The organism is Pseudoroseicyclus sp. CXY001, from assembly GCF_041714655.1.
In the GTDB taxonomy this organism is placed as follows: domain Bacteria; phylum Pseudomonadota; class Alphaproteobacteria; order Rhodobacterales; family Rhodobacteraceae; genus Pseudoroseicyclus_A.
Window position 1 is genome coordinate 2,039,888 of sequence record NZ_CP168219.1, and the last position, 20,828, is coordinate 2,060,715.

At 71.1% G+C, this 20,828-nt stretch carries 25 protein-coding genes; 2 read left to right on the forward strand and 23 right to left on the reverse strand.

Annotated features, from left to right (window positions below):
• The first annotated feature begins 1 nt into the window (after nt 1).
• The gene (locus tag ACAZ03_RS09945) at nt 2–1,348 is read left to right on the forward strand and encodes a pyruvate dehydrogenase complex dihydrolipoamide acetyltransferase (RefSeq protein WP_373353196.1); all 1,347 of its coding nucleotides are present in this window, start codon (nt 2–4) and stop codon (nt 1,346–1,348) included.
• 94 nt (nt 1,349–1,442) lie between these two features.
• Here ACAZ03_RS09945 and ACAZ03_RS09950 read toward each other — a convergent pair whose 3' ends face one another.
• A complete protein-coding gene (locus tag ACAZ03_RS09950) occupies nt 1,443–1,877 on the reverse strand; it encodes a MarR family winged helix-turn-helix transcriptional regulator (RefSeq protein ID WP_373353198.1) in 435 nt (144 codons plus the stop codon).
• Nucleotides 1,878–1,993: 116 nt separating this feature from the next.
• Here ACAZ03_RS09950 and ACAZ03_RS09955 point away from each other — a divergent pair, with 116 nt between their 5' ends.
• Entirely contained in the window at nt 1,994–2,425 is a 432-nt protein-coding gene (locus ACAZ03_RS09955; protein ID WP_373353200.1) for an organic hydroperoxide resistance protein, read from the forward strand.
• A gap of 60 nt (nt 2,426–2,485) precedes the next feature.
• Here the strand turns inward: ACAZ03_RS09955 and cysE are convergent, their stop codons facing one another.
• From cysE to ACAZ03_RS10065, 22 genes are all read right to left on the reverse strand, one after another.
• The gene (gene cysE / locus ACAZ03_RS09960; RefSeq protein WP_373353202.1) at nt 2,486–3,289 is read right to left on the reverse strand and encodes a serine O-acetyltransferase; all 804 of its coding nucleotides are present in this window, start codon (nt 3,287–3,289) and stop codon (nt 2,486–2,488) included.
• 78 nt (nt 3,290–3,367) lie between these two features.
• Nucleotides 3,368–3,646, reverse strand: a complete 279-nt coding sequence (locus tag ACAZ03_RS09965; RefSeq protein WP_373353204.1) for a hypothetical protein — start codon at nt 3,644–3,646, stop codon at nt 3,368–3,370.
• An 11-nt stretch (nt 3,647–3,657) separates the two neighbouring features.
• Nucleotides 3,658–7,542 (reverse strand): glycoside hydrolase/phage tail family protein, encoded by a 3,885-nt coding sequence (locus ACAZ03_RS09970; protein ID WP_373353206.1) that lies wholly within the window; start codon nt 7,540–7,542, stop codon nt 3,658–3,660.
• 4 nt (nt 7,543–7,546) lie between these two features.
• On the reverse strand, nt 7,547–7,972 hold the full coding sequence (locus ACAZ03_RS09975) for an NlpC/P60 family protein (RefSeq protein ID WP_373353208.1): 426 nt from the start codon (nt 7,970–7,972) through the stop codon (nt 7,547–7,549).
• Nucleotides 7,969–8,856 (reverse strand): DUF2163 domain-containing protein, encoded by an 888-nt coding sequence (locus ACAZ03_RS09980; RefSeq protein ID WP_373353210.1) that lies wholly within the window; start codon nt 8,854–8,856, stop codon nt 7,969–7,971. Before ACAZ03_RS09980 ends, ACAZ03_RS09975 begins: the two co-directional genes overlap by 4 nt.
• Nucleotides 8,853–9,482 (reverse strand): TIGR02217 family protein, encoded by a 630-nt coding sequence (locus ACAZ03_RS09985; protein ID WP_373353212.1) that lies wholly within the window; start codon nt 9,480–9,482, stop codon nt 8,853–8,855. Before ACAZ03_RS09985 ends, ACAZ03_RS09980 begins: the two co-directional genes overlap by 4 nt.
• Before the next feature lie 11 nt (nt 9,483–9,493).
• On the reverse strand, nt 9,494–10,147 hold the full coding sequence (locus ACAZ03_RS09990) for a phage tail tape measure protein (RefSeq protein WP_373353214.1): 654 nt from the start codon (nt 10,145–10,147) through the stop codon (nt 9,494–9,496).
• Nucleotides 10,134–10,397 carry a phage tail assembly chaperone gene (locus ACAZ03_RS09995; RefSeq protein WP_373353215.1) on the reverse strand — a complete coding sequence of 88 codons (264 nt, stop codon included), beginning with the start codon at nt 10,395–10,397 and terminating at the stop codon, nt 10,134–10,136. Before ACAZ03_RS09995 ends, ACAZ03_RS09990 begins: the two co-directional genes overlap by 14 nt.
• Nucleotides 10,394–10,708 carry a gene transfer agent family protein gene (locus tag ACAZ03_RS10000; RefSeq protein WP_373353216.1) on the reverse strand — a complete coding sequence of 105 codons (315 nt, stop codon included), beginning with the start codon at nt 10,706–10,708 and terminating at the stop codon, nt 10,394–10,396. Before ACAZ03_RS10000 ends, ACAZ03_RS09995 begins: the two co-directional genes overlap by 4 nt.
• Nucleotides 10,708–11,124, reverse strand: a complete 417-nt coding sequence (locus ACAZ03_RS10005) for a phage major tail protein, TP901-1 family (RefSeq protein WP_373353218.1) — start codon at nt 11,122–11,124, stop codon at nt 10,708–10,710. The genes ACAZ03_RS10000 and ACAZ03_RS10005 overlap by 1 nt, the downstream gene beginning before the upstream one ends.
• Nucleotides 11,125–11,150: 26 nt before the next feature.
• On the reverse strand, nt 11,151–11,555 hold the full coding sequence (locus ACAZ03_RS10010) for a DUF3168 domain-containing protein (protein ID WP_373353219.1): 405 nt from the start codon (nt 11,553–11,555) through the stop codon (nt 11,151–11,153).
• On the reverse strand, nt 11,552–11,887 hold the full coding sequence (locus tag ACAZ03_RS10015) for a head-tail adaptor protein (RefSeq protein ID WP_373353221.1): 336 nt from the start codon (nt 11,885–11,887) through the stop codon (nt 11,552–11,554). The genes ACAZ03_RS10010 and ACAZ03_RS10015 overlap by 4 nt, the downstream gene beginning before the upstream one ends.
• Nucleotides 11,884–12,474: a hypothetical protein gene (locus ACAZ03_RS10020; RefSeq protein ID WP_373353223.1), complete on the reverse strand. Its 591-nt coding sequence runs from the start codon at nt 12,472–12,474 to the stop codon at nt 11,884–11,886. Before ACAZ03_RS10020 ends, ACAZ03_RS10015 begins: the two co-directional genes overlap by 4 nt.
• Before the next feature lie 66 nt (nt 12,475–12,540).
• A complete protein-coding gene (locus tag ACAZ03_RS10025; RefSeq protein WP_373353225.1) occupies nt 12,541–13,713 on the reverse strand; it encodes a phage major capsid protein in 1,173 nt (390 codons plus the stop codon).
• Nucleotides 13,714–13,740: 27 nt separating this feature from the next.
• Entirely contained in the window at nt 13,741–14,283 is a 543-nt protein-coding gene (locus ACAZ03_RS10030) for an HK97 family phage prohead protease (protein ID WP_373353227.1), read from the reverse strand.
• The gene (locus ACAZ03_RS10035) at nt 14,283–14,522 is read right to left on the reverse strand and encodes a hypothetical protein (RefSeq protein ID WP_373353229.1); all 240 of its coding nucleotides are present in this window, start codon (nt 14,520–14,522) and stop codon (nt 14,283–14,285) included. The genes ACAZ03_RS10030 and ACAZ03_RS10035 overlap by 1 nt, the downstream gene beginning before the upstream one ends.
• On the reverse strand, nt 14,512–15,711 hold the full coding sequence (locus ACAZ03_RS10040; RefSeq protein ID WP_373353231.1) for a phage portal protein: 1,200 nt from the start codon (nt 15,709–15,711) through the stop codon (nt 14,512–14,514). The genes ACAZ03_RS10035 and ACAZ03_RS10040 overlap by 11 nt, the downstream gene beginning before the upstream one ends.
• A 260-nt stretch (nt 15,712–15,971) precedes the next feature.
• Entirely contained in the window at nt 15,972–17,315 is a 1,344-nt protein-coding gene (locus tag ACAZ03_RS10045; protein ID WP_373357068.1) for a DNA-packaging protein, read from the reverse strand.
• Nucleotides 17,263–17,598 carry a hypothetical protein gene (locus tag ACAZ03_RS10050; RefSeq protein WP_373353233.1) on the reverse strand — a complete coding sequence of 112 codons (336 nt, stop codon included), beginning with the start codon at nt 17,596–17,598 and terminating at the stop codon, nt 17,263–17,265. The genes ACAZ03_RS10045 and ACAZ03_RS10050 overlap by 53 nt, the downstream gene beginning before the upstream one ends.
• A 184-nt stretch (nt 17,599–17,782) precedes the next feature.
• Entirely contained in the window at nt 17,783–18,940 is a 1,158-nt protein-coding gene (gene mltG / locus ACAZ03_RS10055; RefSeq protein ID WP_373353235.1) for an endolytic transglycosylase MltG, read from the reverse strand.
• Complete coding sequence (gene fabF, locus ACAZ03_RS10060; RefSeq protein WP_373353236.1) at nt 18,940–20,199, reverse strand: beta-ketoacyl-ACP synthase II; 1,260 nt, start codon at nt 20,197–20,199, stop codon at nt 18,940–18,942. The genes mltG and fabF overlap by 1 nt, the downstream gene beginning before the upstream one ends.
• Before the next feature lie 189 nt (nt 20,200–20,388).
• Nucleotides 20,389–20,622: an acyl carrier protein gene (locus ACAZ03_RS10065; protein ID WP_163891702.1), complete on the reverse strand. Its 234-nt coding sequence runs from the start codon at nt 20,620–20,622 to the stop codon at nt 20,389–20,391.
• Between the last annotated feature and the right edge of the window lie 206 nt (nt 20,623–20,828).

Here is a 20,828-nt window from a genome sequence, read left to right on the forward strand (position 1 = left end):
GATGCCGACAGAAATCCTGATGCCCGCGCTCTCGCCAACCATGGAAGAGGGCACGCTGGCCAAGTGGCTCGTGAAGGAGGGCGACACCGTGTCGTCCGGTGACCTTCTGGCCGAGATCGAGACCGACAAGGCGACGATGGAATTCGAGGCCGTCGACGAGGGGGTGATCGGCAAGATCCTGGTCGCCGAGGGCACCGAGAGCGTGAAGGTCAACCAGCCCATCGCCGTGCTTCTGGCCGAAGGCGAGAGCGCCGACGATATCGGCAAGAGCTCCGCCCCGAAGGAGGAGCCGAAGGACGCGCCGAAGGAAGAGCCCAAGGCCGAGGAGGCCGAGGCGGCTCCCGAGACGCCCCCGCAAGGGGGCGGTGAGAAGGCCCCTGCCCCGGCGCCAGAGAAGGACGGCGAGCGCGTCTTCGCCTCCCCCCTCGCCCGGCGCATCGCGGCCGACAAGGGGCTCGACCTCACGCAGGTCAAGGGCTCCGGGCCCCGCGGACGGATCGTCAAGGCCGATGTCGAGAAGGCCGAGCCCGGCAAGGCCCCGGCCGCCGAGGCGAGCACCGCTGGGGCAAAGGCCCCCGCCGCCGACAAGGCCCCGGTTGCGGCCGCCGCCCCGGCCGGCGCCTCCGCCGACGCCGTCAAGAAGATGTACGAGGGCCGCGCCTATCAGGAGATCAAGCTGGACGGCATGCGCCGGACCATCGCCGCCCGCCTCACCGAGGCGAAGCAGACGATCCCGCATTTCTACCTCCGCCGCGACATCAAGCTGGACGCGCTCCTCAAGCTCCGCTCGGAGCTCAACAATCAGCTCGAGGGAAGGGGCGTGAAGCTTTCGGTCAATGACTTCATCATCAAGGCCTGCGCCCTGGCGCTGCAGAAGGTGCCCGCCGCCAATGCCGTCTGGGCCGGCGACCGGGTGCTGCAGCTCGAACCCTCCGACGTCGCCGTGGCCGTCGCCATCGAGGGCGGGCTCTTCACGCCGGTCCTGAAGGATGCCGAGGTCAAGACCCTCTCCACCCTCTCGGCGGAGATGAAGGACCTCGCCACCCGCGCCCGCGACAAGAAGCTCGCCCCGCATGAATATCAGGGCGGCAGCTTCGCGGTGTCCAACCTCGGCATGTTTGGCATCGACAATTTCGATGCCGTCATCAACCCGCCGCATGGCGCGATCCTCGCGGTCGGCGCCGGGGTGAAGAAGCCGGTGGTCGGCGCCGATGGCGAGCTGACGGTCGCGACTGTGATGAGCGTAACGCTCAGCGTCGATCACCGGGTCATCGACGGCGCGCTCGGGGCGGAGCTTCTGGCCGCCATCGTCGACGGGCTCGAGAACCCGATGCTCATGCTGGCCTGAGAGGACAGCGGGGGGCGCTCGCGCCCCCCGTCGGCCCTGAAGGGCCGACTCCCCCCGAGGGTTTTCGGGAGCAAAGACTGGGGGGGCGCCGCGCTCAGGCGGCCTTGCCAAGGAGCTTGCCCAGAAGCGCGTGGAGCGTGGTGAGCTCGCCGATGTCGAGGCCGGTGCCCTCGACGATGCATTGCCCGAAGCCCGCGGTCTGCCCCTCCATCGCCCGGCCGGCCTCGGTGAGGCTGACCCGCACCCGCCGCTCGTCGGCGCCGTCGCGGGCGCGGGCCACGAGGCCGCGGGCCTCCAGCCGCTTGACCAGAGGCGTCAGCGTCGAGCTCTCGAGCCCGAGCGCGCTGCCGATGGCGCCGAGCGAGCGGCCGTCCTCCTCCCAGAGCGCCTTCAGGACGAGAAACTGCGGATAGGTCAGGCCGAGCGGGTCGAGGAGCGGCTTGTAGAGCCGGTGCATGGCCAGATTGGCGGCGTAGATCTCGAAGCAGACAAGCTGGTCGAGCGTCGGCTCGGGCAGAGCGGCGGGCATGGGGGCCTCCTGACGTGGCGTGCAAGAGAAGTATATCGCGCGCGATGGGATCGCAAGGCTTGCAAAATTTCTATCGCGCGATATCTGATCGCTAACGATACAAAAGGAGAGACGATATGCCTGCCAGCAAGGTCCTTTATGCCGCCCATGCCACCGCGACCGGCGGCCGCGACGGCCATTCCGCCACCGATGACGGCGCGCTTGATGTGCGCATGGTCACGCCGAAAGAGCTCGGCGGCGCCGGCGGCGACGGGGTGAACCCCGAGCAGCTCTTCGCCACGGGCTATGCCGCCTGCTTCCTCGGCGCGCTCAAGGCCTATGCGCGCGGCAAGAAGATCGCCGTCCCCGATGACGCGTCGGTGAAGACGACGGTCGGCATCGGCCCGCGCGAGGATGGCGGCTTCGGCCTTCAGGTCGAGATCGAGGTGTCGCTGCCGGGCGTCGAGCCGGAGGTGGCCGACGACCTGATCGCCGGCGCGCACCATGTCTGCCCCTATTCGGATGCGACGCGCAATTCGCTGGAGATCACGCCGACCCGCGCGGCCTGATCCAGCGCCTCCCTGGCCCTTTGCGTAACGAGTGCGGCCCGCCCTTCGGGGCGGGCCTTTTCACATGCCGAGAAGCTGGTCCATGGCGACGGAGGGCTGGTCGCAGCCCGCCTCGCCCACGATCTTCGCCGGCACGCCGGCGACCGTCTTGCAGGGCGGCACGTCGCGCAGCACCACCGAGCCGGCGGCGATTCGGCTGCAATTGCCGACATGGATATTGCCGAGCACATGCGCGCCGGCGCCGATGAGGACGCCATTGCCGATCTTGGGGTGACGGTCCTCCGTCTCCTTGCCCGTGCCGCCGAGCGTGACGGAATGGAGCATCGAGCAATTGTCGCCGACCACCGCCGTCTCGCCGATGACGATGGAATGCGCATGGTCGATCATCAGCCCCCGGCCGATGCGGGCCGCGGGGTGGATGTCGACGCCGAAGGCCTCCGACGTGCGCATCTGGATGAAGAAGGCGAGGTCCTTCCGGCCCTGGGTGAAGAGCCAGTGGCCGACGCGATACGCCTGCAGCGCCTGGAACCCCTTGAAGTAGAGGAGCGGCTGCATCAGCCGGTGGCAGGCCGGGTCGCGCTCGTAGACGGCGGCGATGTCGGCGCGGGCGGCGGCGCCGAGGTCGGGGGCGGCGGCATAGGCCTCCTCCGCGATCTCGCGCAGGATCTGCTCGCCCATCTCTCCTGAGGCCAGCTTCAGGGCGATGCGGTGCGACAAAGCCCGCTCCAGCGTCGCGTGGTGCAGGACGGAGGTGTGGATCATGCCGCCGAGAAGCGGCTCGGCGGCGATCGCCTTCTCGGCCTCGTCGCGGATACGGCTCCAGACCGGATCGATCTCGGCGAGTTTCGGCAGGGTCTTGGGCATCGGGCCGCTCCTTCGGTGCTGCCCCTGAGGTAGGACGGGCGGCGGGCCTTGCCAAGAAGAAAGCTCTGATGCCGCCTATCAGCCGCCGCGATGAGTCCGCCGGGCCGCAATGGCGGTGAGGAGCGTTTGCAGCGCCGCGAGGTAGGGGCCGGCATCGAGCGCCGGCCCCGGGGCGCGCGGGCGGCGAAGCGCGGCATCGGCCAATGTGCCGGCGCCGAAGGTATGGCGCCGGCCGAGGCGCTTGGAATAGCGGTCGGCCAGCGCCGCCTCGGCGAGGAGCGTTTCGGCGAGGGGCGCGCGCTCCGGCGGGGGGACCGCGAGGAGCGCGCGGGTGGCGAGGTCGAGATCGCCCGGCATGATCGGCCTCATCAGGGCACCAGCTTCGCCGCCGGGCCCCAGCCCCAGAGGTCGGACTTCTGCTGCACCTCGACCTGATAGCCGGCCCCTGCCCCGTCAGCCGCCTGTGCGGCGGCGCCATAGGTGAAGGCCGGGGTGGTGACCTCGGCAATGCGCACGGGGTCGCCCCCGGTGAGCAGCCGGATTCGCACCCGGTAGCGCTCATAGGCCTCGCCGAGCGGGATCTCCTCCGCCTCCCAGGGGTCGCCGCCGACGCGCGCGCGGCGGATCCAGGTGATCTCGGTCGCGCCCCCGGCGCCCGGCCGGGCGCGGAGCTGGCAGGGGGCGTAGGGGCGCAGGCCCAGCCCCGAGACAGACAGGTCTGTCTCGCGGTAGCTGGCGTGATCCAGCGGCTTGGCGGCCGGTCCCCAGCGGTAGCTGCGGGTGAGGCCACGCTCGGCCAGCGTCATCGGCAGCTGCTCGGGCCGCCCGTCGAGGAGGACGAAGAAGCTCCCCTCCGGCCAGACCTCCGGGATCTCGCCCTCGGTGCCGGCCTGCCCGCGGAGGCGCAGGCCAAGGTCATAGGTCCGGGGCCCGGAGAGCACGGCATCGCGGAACTGGATGACCTCCCACCCCGCGCCATGGCCGGAGCCGATGGCGGCGAGATTGGCGCCGCTCAGAAGCGCCCTTTCGGTGACGGAGGAGAGCTGGCCGTTGACCAGCTTGACCCGCACCGGTGCGGCCCTGTCCCAGCGGCCGGGGGCGGCGGCGGCCAGCGGCGTGACCAGCCGGCCGATGAAGGCCGGGCGGCGGAGGATCTGGGCGGGGCCGAACGCGTCCCCCTCCCCCACATGCACCGCGATATGGCCCGGCCAGGGGCGGGCGCAGGTGGCGATGTAGGGGCTCTGGGGGGATTCGCCGCCGGTCAGGAGCGGCAGGTCGAGCACCAGCCCCTCCACCGGCACGGGCACCACGGGGGCGGCGGAGCCCGGCAGATCGTCGGCCGCCTCCTGGCCGCGATAGCTCTCGGGCTCGATGCGCTGCGCCTCGGCGCGGAGGAACCCCACATCCTCCAGCCGGTCGAGCCGGAAGCGGCGGGGCCCGAGCTTCACCACGTCGCCCGGCCCCAGCCCGGTGACGGAAGGCGGCAGGGCGAAGCTCACCCGCTCGCGCGTCAGCCGCGCCTCGGCCAGCCAGCGCTCGGCCATGTTCCGCGCCTCGCCTCTGGTGAGCGCCAGCGGCAGCTCGCTTTCGGCGGCGTTGAGCGAGGGATCATCGGCGAAGACCGCCTCGGCCGCGCCGGCCTGATAGTCGCCCTCGCCCTCGATGAAGCCGAGCCGCACCCGGCCGAGCCGCTCGGCTTCGCCGAGGCGGATGTCCTCTCGCGAGGCCTCCGCCTCGGGGTCGAAGACGAAGCGCTCGGGGTCGAGCTCCACCGCGCCGGTGCCCGTCCGGGTGATGAAGGCCAGCGTGCCGCCCCGCTCGACCGCGTCGAAACCATAGGCCAGCATCAGCACCTGAAGCGCGGCGCGGGCGGTCGTTTCCTCGCCGATGTGATAGCCGCGCACGAGCCCGTGGAGGCGCGAGGTATCGACCTCCGTCACCCCGGCGCGGGCGCAGATCTCGCGGACGACGGCCGAGAGCGGCCGGGCGGAGCTGCGCCCCGTCAGCCAGTGGCCGCGGGCGTAATTGCCGCCATCCGTCCAGAGATCGCCGCGCTGCGGGAAGGCCGGGAAGGGCCGGGCGTCCCAGGCCCAGACATGGGCGCGCGACCAGTCGACCATCGGCCCGCCGTAGATATGGCTCACCGGATTGTTGGCCGGGTTTCGCCAGTGGCGGTCATGGGCGCGGAGGTATTGCAGTTGGATATACTCGTCCCGCCGCCCGTCGGAGAAATAGGGGATCGCGCTTTCCGAGCTCTTGGGGTCGCGGAACTTGTTCGGCTGGTTGGTGCCCTTGTCCACCGCCGCGCAGCCGAGCTCGGTGAAGCGGATCTGCTTGGCGCGGGGCTGCCAGAGGTTGGGCTGCGCCTGGCGCACGCCCTCGATCCGCTCGTAATGCAGCGTCGACCACCAGGAGCGAAGGTCCTTCGGCCGCCAGACCCAAGGCTCCGCCTCGCCATCGGTGACGGGGGTGCGCAGTTGCGCGGCGCGGTCGGCCTCGCTGGCATAGTACCAGTCGTAGAGCTCGCCGCCGGAGACGTTGGCCTCGAGGTAGTCGAGGTCATAGATCGACCCGGCCCCGGCATCGGCATGGCTCTCGCCATCCCGCCAGTCGGAGAGCGGCATGTAATTGTCGATGCCGATGAAGTCGATATTCGGGTCCATCCAGAGCGGGTCGAGATGGAAGTAGCGGTCGGCCGTGCCGGCCGGCTGGTAGCCGAAATATTCGCTCCAGTCGGCGGCATAGGTCAGCTCTGTCCCGGCCCCGAGGATCGTGCGCACTTCCGCCGCAAGCGCGATGAGGCGGGTCACCGCGGGAAAGCTGTGCCCCGGCCCCCGGATCGTCGTCAGCCCCACCATCTCGGAGCCGATGCAGAAGGCATCGACGCCGCCCGCCGCCACGCAGAGCATCGCCTGATGGAGGATGTAGCGGTTGAAGCCCCAATCCTCCGGATCGCCGGTATAGGAGACCTCGCCGCCCGCCAGCCCGAAATCCGCCGCCGTGGCGCTGCCGAAGAAGGCGGCGACCTGAGCCTCGGCCGTGCCGGTGCCGTCGGGCGAGCCGGGGCGGCCCGGCGCCTCCGACAGGGTGATCCGGCCGCGCCAGGGCAGGACGGCCTGGCCGGTCTCGGCAGAATAGGGGTCGGGCAGGCTGTTGCCCGCCATCTGATCCATGAGGATGAAGGGATAATACATCACCTCCACCCCCGCGGCCTTCAGCGCCGTGATCGCCTCGATCACCGAGGCGTCGCAGGGCGTGCCGCCATAGACCGGGCTGCCGTCCTTCTTCGGCACCTCCAGCGCCTCGGCGCGGGTGAGCGGGCCGACCGTCCAGGGCATCGCCTCGGCATCCTCCCCGGTCTGCTCGACCTTGGGGCGGATGCTGCACTGCCCGCAGCGGAGGTCGTCGCCGAACCAGCTCACCACGAGGCTGACGCTCTTCAGCGCCGGCAGCTCGCCGGTCAGCGCCTCGAGCGAGGCGGAAAAGTCCGTGCCGCCGCCGGCGGTGGAGAGGTTGACGGGCCGCGCCTCGCCATAGTCTCCACCGAGCCAGACGGGGCTGGTGGCGAGCGCGTATTCTCCGGTGCCGGGGATGAGCGCGACGCCCGTGGTCAGGCGCGCGAAGTCGTCGGCCTCCGAGGGCGGGCCGGGGCGGAAGACCTCGAAGGAGAATTGCGGCACCCGGTTGCCGTAGGGCCCGAGCGGCAGATCCTCGAAGACCACATAGGCCGTGCCGCGATAGGCCGGCGCCGCGCCCTCGACGGCGGCGATCTTCGGGTCGGGGCCCTGTGCCTCGTCGCCCAGATAGGTGCGTATCGTGAGGGTGGTACGGTCCACCTCCTCGCCATCCGCCCAGATGCGGCCGACATGGGTGATCGGCCCCTCGCAGAGCGCCACGGCGAGCGAGACAGTATAGGCATAGCCCTCCGGCGCGGCGCGGTTGCCGCCCTTGCCGCCGGTCTCGCCCGCGACCTCCGTCTCGAGGAAGCGCGAGGCCCAGATGACCTGGCCGCCGATGCGCATCCGCCCGTGCACCTGCCCGATGGGCGCGCCGAGGCTGGCGCCGGTGACGCGGAAGCGGTCGATGCGCCCCGTGGGCGCGGGGGCGGAGCCGCCGAGGAGCCGCTCGTCGATCAGCCGCCCGGCCGTGGCGCCAACCGCCTGGCCGATGGTGGCGGCGGAGAGGCCGAGAACCGTGCCGCCGACAGAGCCGCCGATGGCCGCGCCGGCGGCGGAGAGAAGGAGGGTGGCCATGGCGTCAGTCTCCTGCTGGAAAGGCGAAGCGCGCCGCGATGCGCCGCGCCCAGGGGGCGGTCAGCGCGCTCTCAACGACGCCGTGGCCCTGGTAGGAATGGATGAAGGTCGGCGCCGCGCCCGTTTCCGCCGCGAGGCCCACATGCTTGGCGATGCTCCCCGCCCGCATCCGGAAGAGGAGCACGTCGCCGGGCGCCGGCGTGGTGGCCGGCCTCAGGTGGCGGAGCGCCGCCTGAAGGAGCAGCTCCTCGCCCCGGACCTCGCCCCAGTCGGGCCGATAGGCGGGGACGGCCTCGGGGAGCTCCCCATGGATCTCGCGCCAGAGCCCGAGGAGCAGGCCGAGGCAATCGGCCCCCGCACCCCGGCAGCTCGCCTGATGGCCATAGGGCGTGCCGATCCAGGCCCGCGCGCGGGTCACCACCTCGCTCATGCCGACCCGCCGGTCAGCGAGCCGCCGTCCTCACGGCCGCCGCCCTTCGGCACGGCCATCATCCAGTCTTCACCCGGGATCTGAGGAAAGCCCCGGAAGTTGTTGAAGTTGGAGAATTTGTTGCGGCAGGTCTCCGCCCTCTTGTCGCAGCCGGCGGTGACCCGCAGGCTGTCGCCCGGCAGCACCTGCGCGGCCAGCGGCGCCCAGAGCTCCAGCTTGCGCATGCTCCCCGGCGCCGGGCTGTCACGCTTGACGACGCCGGCAAGGCCGGCGGCCGCGCCGTCCAGCATCTCCAGCCGGCCCTTGGCGAACCAGCCCTCCTCATAGCCCGGCGGCTCGTCGATCAGGAAGACCTGCGCGGCGTTCACCGCCGTCACCTCCGCCTCCACCCGATAGGCGCCGAGGCCGAGGTTCACCTTGCAGCGCCCGTCGCCCAGCACCGCCGGGCAATCGCGCTGGAAGCTGCGGGTCTGCACCTGCCCCAGCCGGTCGGTCAGCCCCCTGAGTTCGGCATGGAAGGCCCCCGCCCCGGCGCGCACCTCGCCGATGCGCCCCGCGAAGCGCAGGGCGCGCTCGCCGGGCGTCGCCCAGTTGACGACCCAGGCCCGCACCATGGCGCCGTCATAGCGGCCGGCCAGCAGATCCTCCTCCGAGATCGCGGCATCGCTGAGCGCCCCCAAAGCCTCGGCATTGTCGGTGGCGAGGCCCGTCGCCTGCACGAGTGCCCCAGCCCCGAGGCCGGAGGCGGCGCGGTAGGTCCGCCCGCCGAAGCTTAGGTCGGCGTCATGGTCGGTGAAGGCGAGCGCCGTGCCATCGGCGCGCGTGATGTCCCAGCAGCGGCAGAGCGTCGTCGTGCCGCTGGCGAGGTGGCTCTCGAAGCTCACAGGCGCAGCTCCACCACCGGCACCGAGGGCAGCTCCCCCGCCCGGAAGGAGGCGACGGAGACGGCGATCCGGTCGGTGTCGAAGCGCACCGGCACGTCGAACTCGAAGCCGGCGGTGATCTGCGCGTCCGCCGCCGGTGGCACCGCGAAGGTCACGAGGCCGGTGGCGGTGTCGACCTCCCAGTCGACGCCCTCCAGGAGCTCGTCGCCGGAGAGGCCGATGCGCACGCTCCCCGCCACCGGCTTGCGGATCGGGCGGAGGTATTCCGCCGGCCCCGAGCGATAGGCCTTCACCAGCTGAAAGCTGGCCGTCGCATGGTCGCCCACCGCGATCAGCTGGTCGCCCGGCCCCACCGCCGCCGCCTGCGCGGCGGAGCGGTAATCGGCCCAATCCTTCCAGCGAAAGCCGTGGAGCTGCCCCTGCCGCGCCTCGAAGAAGGCGATGAGAGCTTCCAGGTCATCGAGGCTCCTCAGCCCCATGCCGGCGTCGTAGCGACGGCGAGCGTGGGCCCAGGGCGCGTTGCGCTCCTCGAACCCGTTGGCGAGCGTGACGATCTCCGTCCGCCGCTCGGGGCCGCCGACCGAGCCGAAGCTCAGCGAGGCGGGAAATCTGACGTCATGGAACATGGGGGTCCCCTTCAGCGGTTGCGCTGGCCGCGCTCGAGCGCGCGGGCCATCTCTGCGGCGATCTGCGTGCGGGAGCGGCGGAAGCCGGCGACATCGGGCGTGGTGACGTGGATCGACACCTGCACCGGCCGGCCCCCCTGCCCGGCCCGCACCCCGAGCCGCCCGTCGGCGCCGCGGGCGAGCGGCAGGATCGCCTCCGGCCCCGCCTCGCCCATCAGCCCGGTGCCCCCCCGCATCGGAAAGGTCGTCGGCGCCGTGACCACGCCGCCGCGCGCGAAGGGCATGACCCGCCCGCCGGCAAAGCCGTTGCCGAGCGCGCTGGCGGTCACCCCGCCGAAGAGCCTTGCGACCCCATCGGCCACGAGCCCGCCGAGCCCGTCCGTCACCGGCTTCAGGGCCGCGTCATAGGCGGTATCGGCAATCGACCGCCCGAGGCCGCGGAGCGCCTCCCCCAGCCGGTCGCCGTCGAAGATCACCCCGTCGAAGGCCCGCCGGATGCCCGTTGAGAAACCCGAGGCCAGCCGCCCCACCTCCCCGCCGGTGAGCCTCAGCCCCTCCTGCATCCGCCCGAGCTCGGCGGAAAACGCCGCCCCCATCTCGCGGGCCGTGCCCAGGGCAGCGGCCAGCTCGTCCATCTGGGGCTCCAGCCCCTCAAACTCGTCCATCTGCCTCTGCCCCTTTCAAAATACCGTCGGGGGGTCCGGGGGGCAGACGGCTCCCCGGCCTCTCCGCCTGCGCCACGTCCGGGAAGCGTGCGGCGAGATCGGCCAGCCGCTCCCGCCCCATGGCGCCCCCGCCCTCGATGCCCAGCATCACCATCAGCTCCGCCGGGCTCAGCGCCCAGAACTCGGCCGGCTTCAGCCGGAGCCGCCCGAGCCCGAGCCGCATCAGCCCCGGCCAGTCGAGTGCGCTCACTCCGGCACCCGGAAGGCCAACGCCAGCATCCGCGCTGCAGCCTCGGCCGCGCCCACCGGGCCGCCCTCGATCTCGGCGGTCAGAAGGTCCTCCGCCCGGCCCTGCCACCCGCCGCCGCGGAGCCCCGCGGTGATGAGCAGCATGAGGTCGCGGCCGGAGAAGGCGCCGCTCTCGAAACGCCCGACGAGCTCCGCCAGCGTCCCGGTGCCCAGCCCCGCCTCCAGCTCGGCGAGCGCGCCGAGCGTGAGTTTCGCGGGCAGCCGCGCGCCATCGACGCAAAGCTCCACCTCTCCGGCGAACGGGTTCGCCATCAGACCAGCGGCTCGAAGGTCAGCGCCCCGGCGGAGGCCATGGCCATCTCGTAGCTCGCCTCGCCATTGTAGCTGCCGGCATATTCGATGGCGGTGATCTGGAACGCGCCCTCCACCGTGCCGAAGCCCGGGATGATCACCTGGAACTCGGGCACCAGCCCGTCGAAGAAGATCTGCCGGCAGCGCTCGTCCGTCGCCTCGTCCTTGAAGACGCCGGAGCCGGAGATCGTGGCGCTCTTGACGCCCGCGCCGCCGAGAAGCTCGCGCCAGCCGCCGGCGCTTTCGAGCGAGGTGACATCGACACTCTCGGCGTTGAAGGCGATGCGCGTCGCGCGCAGGCCCGCGACGGTCTCGAAAGCGCCGCTGCCGTCCATGTCGATCTTGATGAGAAGGTCCTTGCCGTTCTGGGCCGCCATGTTTGTCACTCCTTGAGGATTAGGGCTCAGTCGTCTTCCAGACGGGCCCGGAAGATCAGGTCGATGCGGCGGCGGTCGTCGGTTTCCACCCGTGCCGCCCTGGCCTTGTGGAAGGTCAGGTAGACGATCCGGCCCCGCGCCAGCGCCGGCGGCGTGCCGCCGATCGCATCGCAGATCGCTGCCGCCAGCGCCTTGGCGCCGCCGAAGCCGGGCTGCCGCGCGAGGATCGAGATCGTGAGCTCGTGCTCCGCCCCGGTGCCGGTCTGGTCCGACCGGTCGCGCACCTGCTCGGGGCCGATCAGCGCATAGAGCTCCGGCTCGTCGCCGGGTGGCAGCGCGTCATGGACCTCGGCGAGGGCAGAGACGCCCGCATCCGCCGAAAGGAGCCCGTAGAGCGCCGCCTGCAGTTCCGCCGCCATCACATAGCTCATGCCAGCCGCTCCTCTTCGGTCAGAAGGGTCAGATACCGTTGGGCATTCTCCGCCTCGGCGACGGAGAGGATGCGGAAGACCCGTGCCCCCTCGCGCAGCCGCTGGCCAGGCTCCGGCCGGCTCGGCGCCCCGAAGGGCGCGGCGCGCACGGTGATCTTCACCCGGCGCCGCGCCAAGGGCGCCCCGCCGCCCGCGGCCGCGCCGAGGCTGCCGGAAGCGATCTCGGCCCAGAGCGTGCCGCGCACGGCCCAGCCCTCGGTGTAGCCGCCGGCGCCGTCGGAGGCGCGCTCGGGCGCCTCCAGCACCAGCGAACGATTGAGGCGGGGCGTCATGTCCGGCCCCCGAAGAGGCGGACATTGCGGTAGCGCTCGATCAGGGTCGAGACGCCGAAGGGCATGCAGCCGGCGCCCAGCGTCGTGTCATGCCGGAATTCGTAGAAATGCGCCGCCAGCATCAGGACGGCCTGGGCGAGATCCGCCGGCAGGTCGGTGATCTCCGCCCCGAAGCCGGCGCGGAGCCGGATCGCCACATGGCCGCCCGAGGGGATGGCGGGCAGCGCCCCGCCCCGCGCCTCGAGCACCGGGCGCGAGGCATCCTCGATCAGCCGGTAGCTGCCGGGAGAAACGGTGACGCCCGCGCCCGCGCCGTCCACCAGCTCGACCGAGAGGATCTCGCTCACCGGCGCCACCGGCAGCGGCTGGCGGCCGTAGTCGCCCCAGTTCTCTCGCTGCCACAGGAACTCGCGCTTGAGCAGCACCTTGCCCGTCCGCGCCTCGATGGCCGCGAGCGCGGCGCGCAGGAACCCTTCGAGCACAACGTCCTGCAGCCCGTCATCGGCAAAGCCCGTCCCCAGGCGCAGATGCTCCTTCAGCGCCGCCACCGGCACCTCGGCCACGCCCGTCTCTTCCACCAAAATCATCGCCGCTCTCCGCACCAGGGCCTCGGGGTCGGACCGGCCCGAAGGCCGGCCCGGTCACATGCCGCCTCAGGCGGTGCCGAACTTCAGCAGCTTGATCGCCGCGAAGTCGGAGACGCCACCGCCCACGCGCTTGGTCGCGTAGAAGAGCACATGCGGCTTGGCCGAGAAGGGATCGCGCAGGACCCGCAGGTCCGGCCGCTCGGCGATGGTGTAGCCGGAGTGGAAATTGCCGAAGGCGATGGCGCAGGCATCGGAGCCGATGTCGGGCATGTCCTCGGCGACCAGCACCGGATAGCCCATCAGCCGCGCCGGCTCGCCGGCGGCGAGCCCGTCGGACCACAGGAACCGGCCGTCATTGTCCTTCAGCTTGCGCACCGCGCCTGTGGTGCGCGAGTTCATCACGAAAGTCGCCCCGGCCCGGTATTCGGCGCCGAGCGCGTAGACGAGATCGACGATGGCGTCGGAGGCGTTGGTGGAGGCGAAGGCGCCATCCGCCCCCGTCATCACATAGCCGAGCTCGCCCCAGACGGCGCCGGCATTCACCTCGCGCGGGTAGTCGAGGATGCCGCGCGGCATGTCCTCGCCATCGCCGTTGATGAAGGCCGCCGCTTCGGAGCGGGCGAACTTCTCGGCGATGCGGGCGGCGAGCCAGCCCTCGATATCGAAGGCGCTGTCGTCCAAGAGGCGCTGCGAGGCCTTCGGCATGGCTGAAAGCTCGTGCAGGTCGATGGAGATCCGGTCGATCGACGGCGTCGCCGTATCGGCGATGGTCGAGGTCTCGGTCGTCCAGCCGGCGCCGAGCTCGGTGTGATCCACGAGCACGTCGTAGGAGGTCGCCTCGACATGCACCACATTGGCGATGGCGCGGATCGAGGCGGTGGCGTTGAGCACGCTCATCACCGTCGCCGAGGTCTGCGGATCGACGAGATAGCCGCCGTCGCCGGTGGTGGCGAGCGCCTTGCCCTCGATCTCGAGATGGCGGAGGCCGTCGTCGTCGCCGGAGCGCAGATAGGCGTTGAACGCCTTCTGGTGCGGCGCCTCGAGATCGTCGCCCCGGGCGAGCGCCGGGCGGCGCCCCGGCAGGGTCATCTTGCGGTCGAGCTTGGTCATGCGGTCATCCTGCTCTTGAAGTTTTGCGTGAATGTCGTCGGCGAAGCTCTGGAATTCACTCAGGAACCCGGCCACCTCGCCCTTCAGGTCCACCTCGGCGGCCAGCGCCTTGGTCTCGTCGTCGCTCATCTCATCCCCTCTCGATGATCGGCCGGGTCAGTCCCGGGCCAAGGCCTCGCGGGCGCCCCGGAAGGCCTCCGCCAGATCGCGCAGTGCCCGCGCCTCGGGCGCCTCGCCCTTGGCCCCGACCCGCGCCTCGGGGAGCATCGGGAAGGTGACGAGCGACACCTCCCAGAGCTCCAGCTCCGCCAGGCGGCGCCGGCCGCTCTGATCCTTGGTGGCGCGGAGCGTCCGGTAGCCGATGGAGAGCCCGTCGATGGCCCCCGCCTCAATCAGCGCCGCCGCCTCGCGGCCCCGGGAGACGTCGGTGAGCAGGCGCCCCTTGACCCTCAGGCCCTTGCCGTCCTCCACCACCTCGTCCCAGATGCCGATCACCTCGCGCGGGTCGTGCTGCCAGAGCATCCGCACCCGGCCGCCGGCGGCGCCGAGGCGCTTCAGCGAGGCCGCATAGGCCCCGGGCTCGACGACATCGCCGCCCTTGTCGGTCTGGCCGAAGAACGAGGCATAGCCCTCGATCCGGTGCCCCTCGGTGAGGGACACACTGGCCCCCGCCCCTGCGAATTTCCGTTCCAGTTCCATCACCCTGTCCGCTCCATGATCGACAGAAAGGCCTGCGCGAGGACCGTGCCGAGGACGCCGAAGACCGTCAGCCAGAGCCGCCGCTCCAGCCGCTCGATGCTCGCCTCGATGCGCGCGAGATGCTCGGCCACCTGGCCGAACTGCACCGCCGAGAGCCGCTCCAGCGCATCGACGCGGAGGCCCGGCGCGCAGGCGAAGGGCTCGGCCCAGCTCCGCTCCGTCATCCGGTCATCCGCCAAGGCTCGCCTCCCGCGGCGGCAGGCCGAGGAGCCGCCGCTTCTCGTCCTCGGAAAGGAAATCCGCCGCCGCGATGCGCTTCCACTGGCTCTCGCGCTCGGCGCTGAGCGCCGCGATCTGGTCGAGATCGGGGCGGAGCTCGAAGCGCTCGCCCGCATGGTCGCCCAGCCAGTCGGCAAGCGCCGCGAGGAGCTTGGCGGCGAGCGGTAGGACCGTCAGCCGGTAGAAGGCGCGGTTGGCCTCCTGGTAATTGGCGTAGGTGGCGTCGCCGGGGATGCCGAGGATCATCGGCGGCACGCCGAAGGCGACGGAGATCTCGCGCGCCGCGGCCTCCTTGGTCTTCTGGAACTCCATGTCCGAGGGGCTGAACCCCATCGGCTTCCAGTCGAGCCCGCCTTCCAGCAGCATCGGCCGCCCGGCGTTCCGCGCGCCCTGGTGCTGCGATTCCATCTCGAAGAGCAGCCGGTCGTACTGATCCTGGCTGAGCGCCGCCTGCCCGTCTGCGCCCCGGTAGACGATGGCGCCCGAGGGCCGCGCGGCATTGTCGAGAAGCCCCTTCGACCAGCGCGAGGCGGCGTTGTGCACGTCGATGGCGGTAGCGGCGGCCTGCAAGGGCGAGAGCCCGTAGTGATCGTCCTGCGGATGGAAGCTCTTCACATGGCAGATCGCCGCCGGCCCCTCGCCGAGGGTGAAGCGGTGTTTCTTGCCGCCGACGGCATAATCATAGGCCACCGGCCAGCCATCGGCGCCGGGCAGCAGCGACATGCGGTCGGAGCGCAGCACATGCAGCTCCTCCGGCAGGCCGCCGGGGCCGACCGCCTCCAGATAGGCGTTGCCGGTGAGGAGGAGCTGCCCATAGGCCGCCTCGAGGAATTCCGCCCGCCCCTGGGCGGCGTTCGGCCGGGCGAGGAGGCTGAGGGCGGGATGGGCCTCGAAGCGCTGCGCCGCGTCCTGCAGAACGAGCGGCAGGGCGGCGGCGGCCTCGGCGATGAGCTTCACGGCGCGGAAGCCGACGGGGTTGGCGGTGAAGCCGGTCTTCGTCAGCGAAACGGTGTCGCGCGGGCTCCAGGCCACGCGCCCGCCCCCGGCCCAGGCGATGAGTCCGCCGGCGGCGGATGCCTTGGCCTCGAAGCCGCCGGGCGCCTTGGCCGCCGGCACGTCCTTCGCCACGCGCTTCTTCTGTCCGAACATCGCCCGCTCCTCGCTTGCTTGGGGGCAATCTGGGGCGGAAAGATTTCGGCCTCTCTGCGGCACCGCGCGCTCGGGCGGCGGGGCGCAACGGCCCCCTGAGGATGTCCCTGGAGCAAAGACGACAAAGCGGCGCGCCCTCGCTGGAGAGCGCGCCGCCTGCATGTCTTTGCTCCCAAAAAATCCTCAGGGGGGATCTCGGGGGGCGCGAGCGCCCCCCGAGGCAGGGGGACCGGGGGGCGGCAGCCCCCCGCACGCCCCCCTCAGAGCGCCCGCAGCCTCGGCCGCCGCCACGCCGCCGCCGGCACGAGGATCGCCTCGGTCAGCGCCCAGACCAGCGCATCGACCCGGTCCGGCGAGCCGCGGCCCTCGAAGCCCGTGCGCGTCATGAGCGCCATCTGGTCCTCGAGGCCGGAGAGCCCGGCCAAGTGCTTCACCCGCCCCTGCTCGTAGAGCGTCGCGACGGGTTCGGCGCGGGCGGCCTTGCCGGCGTGGGCGCGGACGGCGCGGTAAGGGATGAGCGGGTCGATCTGCCGCAGGATCGTCTCCACCATCTGGCCGCCCTGGTTCACCTCCGCGACGATGCGCTCCGCCCCGTGCCGCTCCCGCGCGGCAATGGCGGCGCGCGCCCAGTCCAAAGGCGAGGCGCCGGAGAGGGAGGCATCCTCCAGCACATAGGCGCGCCAGTCCTGCGGGGGGCCGTCGGTCACCGCGCCGACCACGACGATGCCGCATTCGTCCGACCCCGCATGCGCCGTCACCGGCGGGTCCACCGCCACGACGATGCGGCTCATCGCCGGCGCCTCCGCCACCCGCGCCCCCTCGATCAGCTCTGTCGGCCAGAGCGCGCCCTCGGCCTCGGCCAGCATCTCGCCCTCGATCTCCTCCCGCCCCCGCCGCGTGCCGGCATAGCGGCGCTGGACCTCCTCAAGGAAGCCGGCGGCGAGGTTGGCGCGGTTGGCCATGGTCGGCGCATGGGTGCGCCGGGTCGTCGGCTGGGCGAGGAGCGCCTTCAGCGCCTGCGAATTGCGCGGCGTCGTCGTCACGCAGACCCGCGGGTCATCGCCGAGGCGGAGGCAGAACTGCAGCATGTCCCACGCCTCCTCGCCCTTCTTCCATTTCGCCAGCTCGTCCACCCAGGCGGCGTCGAACTGGGGGCCGCGGAGCGCCTCGGGCTCATGCGCCGAGAAGAGCCGCGCCTCGGCGCCGTTCGGCCAGCGGAGCATCCGGCGGGTGGCGATCCAGTCCGGCCGCCGGTCGGGCGGGGCGCAGGCCATGATGCCGCTCTCGCCGAAGACCATCACCTCGCGCGCCTGGTCGATGGTCTCGCCCACCAGCGCCACGCGGCGGGCGCGGCCAGGGCTGTCGGCTCGCGGCCCCTCGACCATGGAGCGCACCCATTCGGCGCCGGCGCGGGTCTTGCCCGCCCCCCGCCCACCGAGGATCACCCAGCCCCGCCAGTCGCCCTCGGGCGGCAACTGATGCTCCATCGCCCAGAAGTCGAAGAGCCAGGGCAGCGCCCGGAGCTCGGCCTCGCTCAGCCCGTCGAGGAACTCAGCCTGCACCGCCGCAGGTTCTGAGGCGAGCCAGGCGGCAGCCGATCTGATGGCGGATGTCGGCGAGATCGAGGGCGCCGTCGGCCCCGGCGCCGGTCTGTTTGGCAAGCCAGTCATCGAATTTCTGCTCCGTTCTGAAAGCCCGGTCGATGGCGTCCATGAGGCGGGCATGTTCCGCCGCCAGCGCCTTCGTACCGTCCGTGTCACCGTGATCGACGCTCTCGAGGAGATCGCAGAGCACGGACCGCACCCTGCCCATCACCCGGATCGCATCGGCGAATTCCTTCGCGACGCCGCCCTCCTTTTGGAGATGCGGCGGAAGTGCCTTGTCCATGCTGCCTCTCGTCCGGGCGTGACCCGGGTCAGCCTCAATGAGCGAAGGGGGCTGTGGCCCCCTCCCCGATCTTGTTGTTTTGCCCGGCAGTCTTGGCCCCAAACGCAAAGATACCGCCCCCGCCGCGCGCGGGCGCGGCAGGGGTGGTTAACCAGTCGTGAGGAAAGTGGGCGCGGCGGGCGGCCTACTGGCCGCCGCTCTCCGCCTCGATCTGCCGCCAGCGGGCGACATTCTCGTTATGCTCGTCGAGGGTCTCGGCGAAGGCATGGCCGCCCGTGCCGTCGGCCACGAAGAAGAGGTAATCGCTCTCCGCCGGGTTGAGCACCGCCTCGATGGCGAGGCGGCCGGGGTTGGCGATGGGCGTCGGCGGCAGGCCGTCGATCACATAGGTGTTGTAGGGCGTCTCGCCGCGAAGCTCGCTCTGGCGGAGCCCCCGGCCGAGGACGCCGCGCCCCTCCGTCACCCCGTAGATCACCGTCGGGTCGGTCTGCAGGCGCATGCCCTGCCGCAGCCGGTTCTCGAAGACGGAGGCGACGAGCGGCCGCTCTTCGGGCACGCCGGTTTCCTTCTCGACGATGGAGGCGAGGATCAGCGCCTCCTCCGGCGTCTCGATCGGCAGCCCGTCCCGGCGTTCGGCCCAGGCTTCGGCGAGGATCGCAGCCTGCGCGCTTTCCATGCGGCCAAGGACGCTCTCGACCGTGTCGCCGGGGACGACCTCGTAGCTGTCTGGCGCGAGCGTGCCCTCGGCGGGGATCTCGGTCACCGGCCCCTCGAGCACCTCCACTGCGTTCAGCCCCTCGACCACCTGCCAGGAGGTCAGCCCCTCGGCCAGCGCGATGCGGTAGCGCGTGTCGGCGGCGGCGCGGACCTCGGCATAGGCCTCCGGTGCCTCGGGCTCGACGCCCGGGTCCCATTCCGCCAGCTCGACGAAGCGGTTGGTCTCGGGATCGAGCGCGCGCACCTCGGCGAGCAGCCGGCCCAGCCCGACGCGATAGACGATCTCAGTCCCGCAGGTGGACTGGCCCCCGCGGGTGACGATGTCGAGGATCTCCTCCATCGACGCGCCGGCGGGGATGAGGAAGGCGCCGGCCTTCAGCTGCGCATCCTTCTCGGTGTAGTCGGAGGCGATGCCGTAGACCATCGGCGAGGAGATCGCCCCCTGCTCCGCCAGATCGTCGCGCACCCGGCGCATGTTGCTGCCCGCGGGCACCCGCAGGCAGATCGCCGTCTCAAGCGGCCCCTCGGCGCTGTATTCGCGGCTGCCCCAGGCGACGATGCCGCCGAGAAGGAAGAGGATGACGATGAAGAGCGTCAGGGCGTTGGACGCGATGGCCTTCCACATCAGGGCGCTTTCCCGAAGATGACGCTGGCATTGGTGCCGCCGAAGCCGAAGGAGTTCGACAGCGCATAGTCGATCTTCCGCTCGACCTTGGCATTGGGGGCGAGGTCGACCTTCGCCTCCACCGCCGGATTGTCGAGGTTGATCGTCGGCGGCGCCACCTGGTCGCGGATGGCGAGGATAGAGAAGATCGCCTCGATGGCCCCCGCGGCGCCAAGGAGGTGCCCGGTCATCGACTTGGTGGAGGACATGGTGACCTGGCTCGCCGCATCGCCGAGCATCCGCTCGACGGCGCCGAGCTCGATCGTGTCGGCCATGGTCGAGGTGCCATGGGCGTTGATGTAGTCGATCTGATGGGGCTCAAGCCCGGCATCGGCCAGCGCGGCGAGCATCGAGCGCTCGCCGCCGTCACCGTCCTCCGAGGGGGCGGTGATGTGATAGGCGTCGCCGGAAAGGCCGTAGCCCTTCACCTCGGCATAGATCTTGGCGCCCCGCGCAACCGCGTGCTCGTATTCCTCGAGGATCACCATGCCGGCGCCCTCACCCATGACGAAGCCGTCGCGATCCGTGTCCCAGGGGCGGGAGGCGGCCTTCGGGTCGTCCTCGCGCTTGGTGGAGAGCGCCTTGCAGGCGTTGAACCCCGCGATGCCGATCTCGCAGATCGCCGCCTCGGCGCCGCCGGCGACCATGACGTCGGCGCGGCCGAGCTGGATCATCGTCGCCGCATCGCCGATGGCATGGGCGCCGGTCGAGCAGGCGGTGACCACCGCATGGTTCGGCCCCTTGAAGCCGTAGCGGATCGAGACCTGACCGGAGATGAGGTTGATGAGCGAGCCGGGGATGAAGAAGGGCGATACGCGCCGCGCCCCCTTCTCCTTGATCTGCACGGCCGTCTGCGCGATCCAGTTCAGCCCGCCGATGCCGGAGCCGATGAGCACGCCGGTGCGCAGCCGGTCTTCCTCGGCCTCCGGCATCCAGCCGGAATCCTCGACCGCCTGCTGCGCGGCGGCCATGCCGAAGAGGATGAAATCGTCGACCTTGCGCTGGTCCTTCGGCTCCATGTAGCGGTCGGGATTGAACGTGCCGTCACTCCCGTCGCCGCGGGGAACCTCGCAGGCGTATTTCGTGGTGACGCCCGAGGCGTCGAAGCGCGTGATGGGCCCGGCGCCGGACTGGCCGGCCAGAAGCCGCTCCCAGCTCTTTTCCACGCCATCTGCAAGCGGGGTGACAAGGCCCAATCCGGTGACCACGACACGGCGCATCTGCTCTCTCCCACGTCTTCTTCGTTGGCCGACCTCTACCTCAGGGGCAAAGAGCGGGGCAAGAGCCGGTGGCCCATGCTCCTTTCGGGGGCCGGTCGCCGCCCGCCCCCGTCACCTGAATGGCGGCAGGCCCAAAAGCAAAACGGCGCCCCGGGGGGCGCCGCTCACCAATCGACCTTCGAGAGGCGCTTACTGCGCGCCCTCGATGAACTTCACGGCATCGCCGAAGGTCTGGATCGTTTCGGCGGCATCGTCCGGGATCTCGATCCCGAATTCTTCCTCGAAAGCCATGACCAGTTCGACGGTGTCCAGAGAGTCGGCGCCCAGATCGTCGATGAAGGAGGCATTCTCGGTCACTTTGTCTTCTTCGACACCGAGATGCTCCACCACAATCTTGCGCACGCGGTCAGCGACGTCGCTCATATCTATCCCTCACGTTTCGGGCTATCGCCCTGCTCTATAGCCCCTGTCGGGCGGTTTCGACAGCCCCCCAAAGGGCTTCCCCTCACGGGGCGGCGGGAACCGCCCCGGCAAATCTCGTCGGCCTATACCAGAGTTTCAAGGGCAGGCAAACGCTTTCCCTCGGGCTCTTTCGGGCCGTTTTCGCGGCCGGCCGGGCGGGCGGAAAT

Coding starts and splice junctions, on each gene's coding strand:
- ACAZ03_RS09945 (WP_373353196.1), top strand. CDS start 2: ATGCCGACAGAAATCCTGATGCCCGCGCTCTCGCCAACCATGGAAGAG.
- ACAZ03_RS09950 (WP_373353198.1), bottom strand. CDS start 1,877: ATGCCCGCCGCTCTGCCCGAGCCGACGCTCGACCAGCTTGTCTGCTTC.
- ACAZ03_RS09955 (WP_373353200.1), top strand. CDS start 1,994: ATGCCTGCCAGCAAGGTCCTTTATGCCGCCCATGCCACCGCGACCGGC.
- cysE (WP_373353202.1), bottom strand. CDS start 3,289: ATGCCCAAGACCCTGCCGAAACTCGCCGAGATCGATCCGGTCTGGAGC.
- ACAZ03_RS09965 (WP_373353204.1), bottom strand. CDS start 3,646: ATGCCGGGCGATCTCGACCTCGCCACCCGCGCGCTCCTCGCGGTCCCC.
- ACAZ03_RS09970 (WP_373353206.1), bottom strand. CDS start 7,542: ATGGCCACCCTCCTTCTCTCCGCCGCCGGCGCGGCCATCGGCGGCTCT.
- ACAZ03_RS09975 (WP_373353208.1), bottom strand. CDS start 7,972: ATGAGCGAGGTGGTGACCCGCGCGCGGGCCTGGATCGGCACGCCCTAT.
- ACAZ03_RS09985 (WP_373353212.1), bottom strand. CDS start 9,482: ATGTTCCATGACGTCAGATTTCCCGCCTCGCTGAGCTTCGGCTCGGTC.
- ACAZ03_RS09990 (WP_373353214.1), bottom strand. CDS start 10,147: ATGGACGAGTTTGAGGGGCTGGAGCCCCAGATGGACGAGCTGGCCGCT.
- ACAZ03_RS10000 (WP_373353216.1), bottom strand. CDS start 10,708: ATGGCGAACCCGTTCGCCGGAGAGGTGGAGCTTTGCGTCGATGGCGCG.
- ACAZ03_RS10005 (WP_373353218.1), bottom strand. CDS start 11,124: ATGGCGGCCCAGAACGGCAAGGACCTTCTCATCAAGATCGACATGGAC.
- ACAZ03_RS10010 (WP_373353219.1), bottom strand. CDS start 11,555: ATGAGCTATGTGATGGCGGCGGAACTGCAGGCGGCGCTCTACGGGCTC.
- ACAZ03_RS10015 (WP_373353221.1), bottom strand. CDS start 11,887: ATGACGCCCCGCCTCAATCGTTCGCTGGTGCTGGAGGCGCCCGAGCGC.
- ACAZ03_RS10020 (WP_373353223.1), bottom strand. CDS start 12,474: ATGATTTTGGTGGAAGAGACGGGCGTGGCCGAGGTGCCGGTGGCGGCG.
- ACAZ03_RS10025 (WP_373353225.1), bottom strand. CDS start 13,713: ATGAGCGACGACGAGACCAAGGCGCTGGCCGCCGAGGTGGACCTGAAG.
- ACAZ03_RS10030 (WP_373353227.1), bottom strand. CDS start 14,283: ATGGAACTGGAACGGAAATTCGCAGGGGCGGGGGCCAGTGTGTCCCTC.
- ACAZ03_RS10040 (WP_373353231.1), bottom strand. CDS start 15,711: ATGTTCGGACAGAAGAAGCGCGTGGCGAAGGACGTGCCGGCGGCCAAG.
- ACAZ03_RS10050 (WP_373353233.1), bottom strand. CDS start 17,598: ATGGACAAGGCACTTCCGCCGCATCTCCAAAAGGAGGGCGGCGTCGCG.
- mltG (WP_373353235.1), bottom strand. CDS start 18,940: ATGTGGAAGGCCATCGCGTCCAACGCCCTGACGCTCTTCATCGTCATC.
- fabF (WP_373353236.1), bottom strand. CDS start 20,199: ATGCGCCGTGTCGTGGTCACCGGATTGGGCCTTGTCACCCCGCTTGCA.
- ACAZ03_RS10065 (WP_163891702.1), bottom strand. CDS start 20,622: ATGAGCGACGTCGCTGACCGCGTGCGCAAGATTGTGGTGGAGCATCTC.